5 protein-coding genes are annotated in these 4,514 nt (G+C 58.9%); 2 read left to right on the forward strand and 3 right to left on the reverse strand.

Annotation, left to right across the window (positions count from 1 at the left end; genetic code table 11):
• On the forward strand, positions 1 to 1,595 hold a 1,595-nt coding region (locus AW06_RS05335; RefSeq protein WP_273704404.1), incomplete at its 5' end, for an IS1634 family transposase.
• A gap of 342 nt (positions 1,596 to 1,937) precedes the next feature.
• Here AW06_RS05335 and AW06_RS05340 read toward each other — a convergent pair.
• The 3 genes from AW06_RS05340 to AW06_RS05350 all read right to left on the reverse strand — a co-directional run bounded on the left by AW06_RS05340 (position 1,938) and on the right by AW06_RS05350 (position 4,080).
• A complete protein-coding gene (locus AW06_RS05340; protein WP_273704405.1) occupies positions 1,938 to 3,260 on the reverse strand; it encodes an FAD/NAD(P)-binding oxidoreductase in 1,323 nt (440 codons plus the stop codon).
• 14 nt (positions 3,261 to 3,274) lie between these two features.
• Entirely contained in the window at positions 3,275 to 3,607 is a 333-nt protein-coding gene (locus AW06_RS05345; protein ID WP_138679245.1) for a c-type cytochrome, read from the reverse strand.
• A gap of 107 nt (positions 3,608 to 3,714) precedes the next feature.
• Entirely contained in the window at positions 3,715 to 4,080 is a 366-nt protein-coding gene (locus AW06_RS05350) for a hypothetical protein (protein ID WP_273704406.1), read from the reverse strand.
• A gap of 186 nt (positions 4,081 to 4,266) precedes the next feature.
• Between AW06_RS05350 and AW06_RS19940 the strand changes: the two genes are divergently transcribed.
• A partial coding sequence (locus AW06_RS19940) for a DUF6444 domain-containing protein (protein ID WP_273704407.1) occupies positions 4,267 to 4,514 on the forward strand: 248 nt, incomplete at its 3' end.

Genomic DNA, 4,514 nt, shown 5'->3' on the forward strand with positions numbered 1-4,514 from the left:
GCTACGCTGGGCAACTGGTGATGCGCGCGCCGGCGACCGAGTCCGCGGCTGCCGGCGCCGCGGAGCCTGCCGGAGAGCTTTGGCTGCCGACAGACTTCCAGGAAGTCGATGTCGAATCGCTGCAGATGATGCAACCGCGCTCGGTGGGGGTCGAACACGTCGGCCTCTTTGCCCTGACCGAGTTGGGTTTGATCGACACGCTGAACGATCTGGGGGTCAACGGGGTCCTGCGGGCGTCGCTCATCGGCAACCTGATCGGGAGAATGGGCCGGCCAGGCTCTGAACGGGCGACCTGGAACTGGCTGCAGCAGCACAGTGCGCTGGGCGAGTTGATCGACGTCGACTTCATGGCAATGTCCCACATGAGTCTCTACCGCGCTTCGGACGTGCTGATGAAGCACCGGGAGGTGATCGAAGCGCGGGTGTTCAGCCGCCTGCAAACGCTCTTTGACCTGGAAGAAACGGTCACGCTCTACGACCTGACGAACACCTATTTCGAAGGCGAGGCCATGGGCAACCAGAAGGCCAAGCACGGGCGTTCGAAGGAGAAACGCGCGGACTGCCCGTGGGTGACCCTCGGTCTGGTGCTCGGTGGCAGCGGCTTCGTGCGCCGTTCGCAGACTTTCGTCGGCAACGTCAGCGAAACGGGCACATTGGCTGGGATGCTGGCCGGACTGGCGGCTCCAGCAGGGGCACTGGTGATCATGGACGCGGGCATCGGCACTGAAGCCAACGTCGCCTGGCTGGTCGAACACGGCTATCGCTACCTGGTCGTTCGTCGTGGCGGTACACGCCAGTTCGATGAGACGCGCGCCGTGACCATCGAGACGGCCGCCGAGGAGCCACGGCCTCTCCAGAAGGAGATCAGCGAAGACGGCAAAGAACTGTGCCTGTATTGCCACTCCCCGAGTCGCCAGCGCAAGGAAGAAGCCATGCTTGAACAGTCCTCCCGGTGTTTCGAAGCGGGCTTGCAGCAGATCAAGGACGGCCTGCAAAAATCCCGTTGCGAGAAGCGCCGCGACAAGTTGCTCGAACGCGTCGGCCGACTCCAACAGAAAAGCCTCGGCGCCAGCCAGCACTATACGGTCGACCTGGTCACCGATGATTCCGGCAAGATCGTCACCGCCATCACTTGGCAGAAGGCACGGGTCGACGGCACGATGGCCACTCATCCGGGGGTCTATTGCCTGCGCACCAACGAACTGGCCTGGGGCGAAGAGCGGCTCTGGCGCACCTACACGATGCTCACCGAGCTCGAAAGCGTGTTCCGCAGTCTGAAAAGCGAACTCGGCTTGCGACCGGTCTATCACCAGAAAGAAGACCGATCGGACGGTCATCTCTTCATCACCGTGCTGGCTTACCAGTGCGTGCAGTTCCTGCGGGTCAAGCTGAAGGTCGCGGGCATCAAGGACGGTTGGGCGACCCTGCGCGAGACCCTCTCGGTGCAGCGCCGGGTGACTGCCTCCTTCCGTCAGCGCGATGGACGTACGCTGAACGTTCGCAAGGCCACCGTCGCTGAACCCGAGTTGATGGCGATCTACCGCGCGCTGGGCATCAACCCCGCACCAGGAGGGACCCGAAAACTAGTCGCCTGACCTCGACAATACGAGCTTGTTGTGCCATTAGAGATTTTTTCTGTCGCAAGTCTTTGATTCAGGAGAAGGTTATTTTCGGTATGTTAAACTCCGGTTAGGCTTTCGGATTCGTCCATCGGGATTCTCCATAGTCGTTTGCTTGGTGGCTCACGGCTTGAAGTTTCCTGATGGACTCCCTGAAATGTCAAACTTTTCCAGTCCCCCGGCAGAGCCGGGGGATTTCTCATCTTTGGTTAAGTGGCCGCTTTATTCCCAGCACTATTTCAGGTTGATGGCGTAATTCCAGTTCATTCCGTGGAACTTCCGGAGAAAACGGCCAAATTTTGATTTACGCTCACTCAGTCAGACGAAGCTATCTGCGAAAAGCCCTTGAGCCCAGGTGAACATGTTCTGATAGTTATCTCCGTTGGTCCTGGGTGCTTCGCCAAGATCCACCCGGTGCATCCCTTTGCCCTTCACCTTGCCCGCGCCATCGTAGATGTCGCCGTAGTTGAAGTTGGCCGATAGCCAGGATGCCGTTGTGGCGGTAATCGGGCTGAAGCAGGCCGAGTTGGTTGTGATGTTCTCGTCGAGTGCTTGCGTGTTCAAGGTGCGGAGGATGGCGTCGGCGCAGATCTTGGCTTCCGAGTTGGCCATGTGGCCGGATTTGGGTACGGCCTTGCCCTCACTGGCGGGTACCGCGCAGGCGTCGCCAATCACGTGTACATTGGGGTAGCCACTGATACCGTAGGTCAGCGGGTCGACCGGCACAAAACCCTGTGCGTTCAGCACCGGCCATCCGCGATTGAGGCTGCTGGCCGGGCCGATGGCGGCAGCCCTCTGGTTTGGGATGTAGTTCAGCACGCGGACGTTTGACCAGTCGCCAGCGGTGGTACGAATGCTGCGGGTCGGTGAATTCACCGCCAACACCGTGGCGTTCGGAACGTACTCTATCATTCCTTTGTAGATGAAGTTAAAGGCCTCGCCAAAGGCCAATGGCTCGGCTTGAATACTGGGGTTCGCGTCAAGAACGACGACTCTAGAAAAAACGAGTTGTCTCCTTTTCAGATAGTCGGCTACCACGCAGGCGCGCTCATAGGGGCCAGGCGGGCAGCGGTAGGGCGACTTGGGTATGGTCATGACAAAAGTGTCGCCATCTCGCATGCTCGCCAGCTGCTGCTTCAGCAAGAGGGTCTGTGCGCCGGCCTGCCAGGCATGGGGTGTGACGTTTGGATCCCAGACTCCCTCAGGTGGAGGAATGAAGTCAATGCCGGGAGAGAGTACAAGGTGGTCGTATGGCAAAGTCGTTCCGTCACCAAGACTGACGGTGCCGCCCGCGTAGTTGACCGCCGTCACACGACCCTGCGTCACAGCAATACCATATTTCTCCCGCAGCGCGTTGTAACCCAGGGTGATGCGGTCCATGGACAGCGAGCCGGTGACCACGAGGTTGGAGAGAATACAGGCGATGTGGCTGGGATTGGGGTCTACCAGGGTAACCGCAACCTGGGCGCCGCCCCACATCCTGAGGTACTTGGCGACAGTGGCGCCTCCGAAGCCACCGCCAACGACGACCACGCGCGCCGCGGTAGAGGTAGCGGCGCCAGCTCCTCGGGGCAAGGCGGCAACGGCTGACGCCGCGCCTGCCAACTGCAGGAATTGTCTTCTACTGAAGGTGTGCATCATGCTGACGTCTCCTCTCAATGGTCAGTCGTAGCGGCTGCTACACCGCTGTGTGCAGCGAGGTAGTCGGCAATGAGTTTGATCTGGGCATCGGTATAGCCACGGGCCTGGCGGTCCATGATGCCTTCGACTGGTCGGCGCTTCATTTCCAAGAGGTCTTTCTGCAGTTCGCTGGCGCTCTTGCCCGCCACTTCGTCAAACCCCGGGCCATTGCCGTTGGTGCCGTGACATTGGGCACATTGGGAGGACAGAAGCTGGCCCGGGGGTGGCGCTGCCTGCGCACCGTGGGTAGCAGCCAGCGCCATACAGTAAAGTACTAGGTAGCATGGTGAAATCGTCTTCAATGGCATTGCTTATCCCTCCAAACAATAGAACCTCTTGTCCTGTACGTTCGAGGATCGCGAGTCACCTCGGACCCTCACAAGAAAATTAAACTGTAACCCGCCGCCGCTTAACGTTAACGGTACTCTGCTCTCCTGCACTGCCCGAAATACAGCAAGTCGGCACTACGGATTTCGTTGATCGAGTCGAACGCCATATTCGAGGCATCATCATGATCATCAGGGCAAAAGATTAAGAGATTCTTAAAAGGCATCCCCTTTATCCGGAAGCGCTTATGCTTCAGGCCCTCGTACTGCTTGACCGCCGCCGTGTTCACCAGGTGCACCCGATAGCCCGCTTCCATCAGGCCGTCGACCAGCCAATACCAGTGGTAGGTGGACTCGACGGCAATCCCCTCTATCGCCTCGCGATGCGCGCAAAGCGCCTGGCAGATCTGCTCCAGATTATTCGGAAGACGTCGTTGCAGCACGGTTCGATCCATCTCATCCAGGATCACCAACACACTATTGTTGGAATGAAGGTAACTACTCAGGCGCTCTCGACCGGTCAGACAAGTTGGACCGAGGCCACGCTCGGGCAATGAATTTTTCGTTCAGTGTGGACGTGCAAGTTTGCAAGAGAACCGACGTTGATCGTGCAATGAAGAGCTTTTTCAGGCGCAGTGAGCATGGATGAACTTCCCGACCTTGAACGACTCAGTCTTGCCGAGAAGGATGATCTGATCCGAGCGCTTTGGCCTTTGCATGTGGTGGTAGGCCATTTGAGAGCTGAAGTAGAAGAACTCCAGGCGAAGGTGCTGGAACTGGAGGGGAAGCGGAGTCAAGATAGCCACAATTCGAGCAAGCCCCCGTCTTCGGATGGCTTGGCCAAGCCGCCAGCCAAACCCCATTCGCTACGCAAGTCGGGCCAGCACCC

The organism is Candidatus Accumulibacter cognatus, assembly GCF_000584975.1.
Taxonomy (GTDB): Bacteria; Pseudomonadota; Gammaproteobacteria; order Burkholderiales; family Rhodocyclaceae; genus Accumulibacter; species Accumulibacter cognatus.

Bases quoted from the DNA above. Each gene is read 5' to 3' on its own strand.
- AW06_RS05340 (WP_273704405.1), bottom strand. From the start codon at position 3,260: ATGATGCACACCTTCAGTAGAAGACAATTCCTGCAGTTGGCAGGCGCG.
- AW06_RS05345 (WP_138679245.1), bottom strand. From the start codon at position 3,607: ATGCCATTGAAGACGATTTCACCATGCTACCTAGTACTTTACTGTATG.
- AW06_RS05350 (WP_273704406.1), bottom strand. From the start codon at position 4,080: ATGGATCGAACCGTGCTGCAACGACGTCTTCCGAATAATCTGGAGCAG.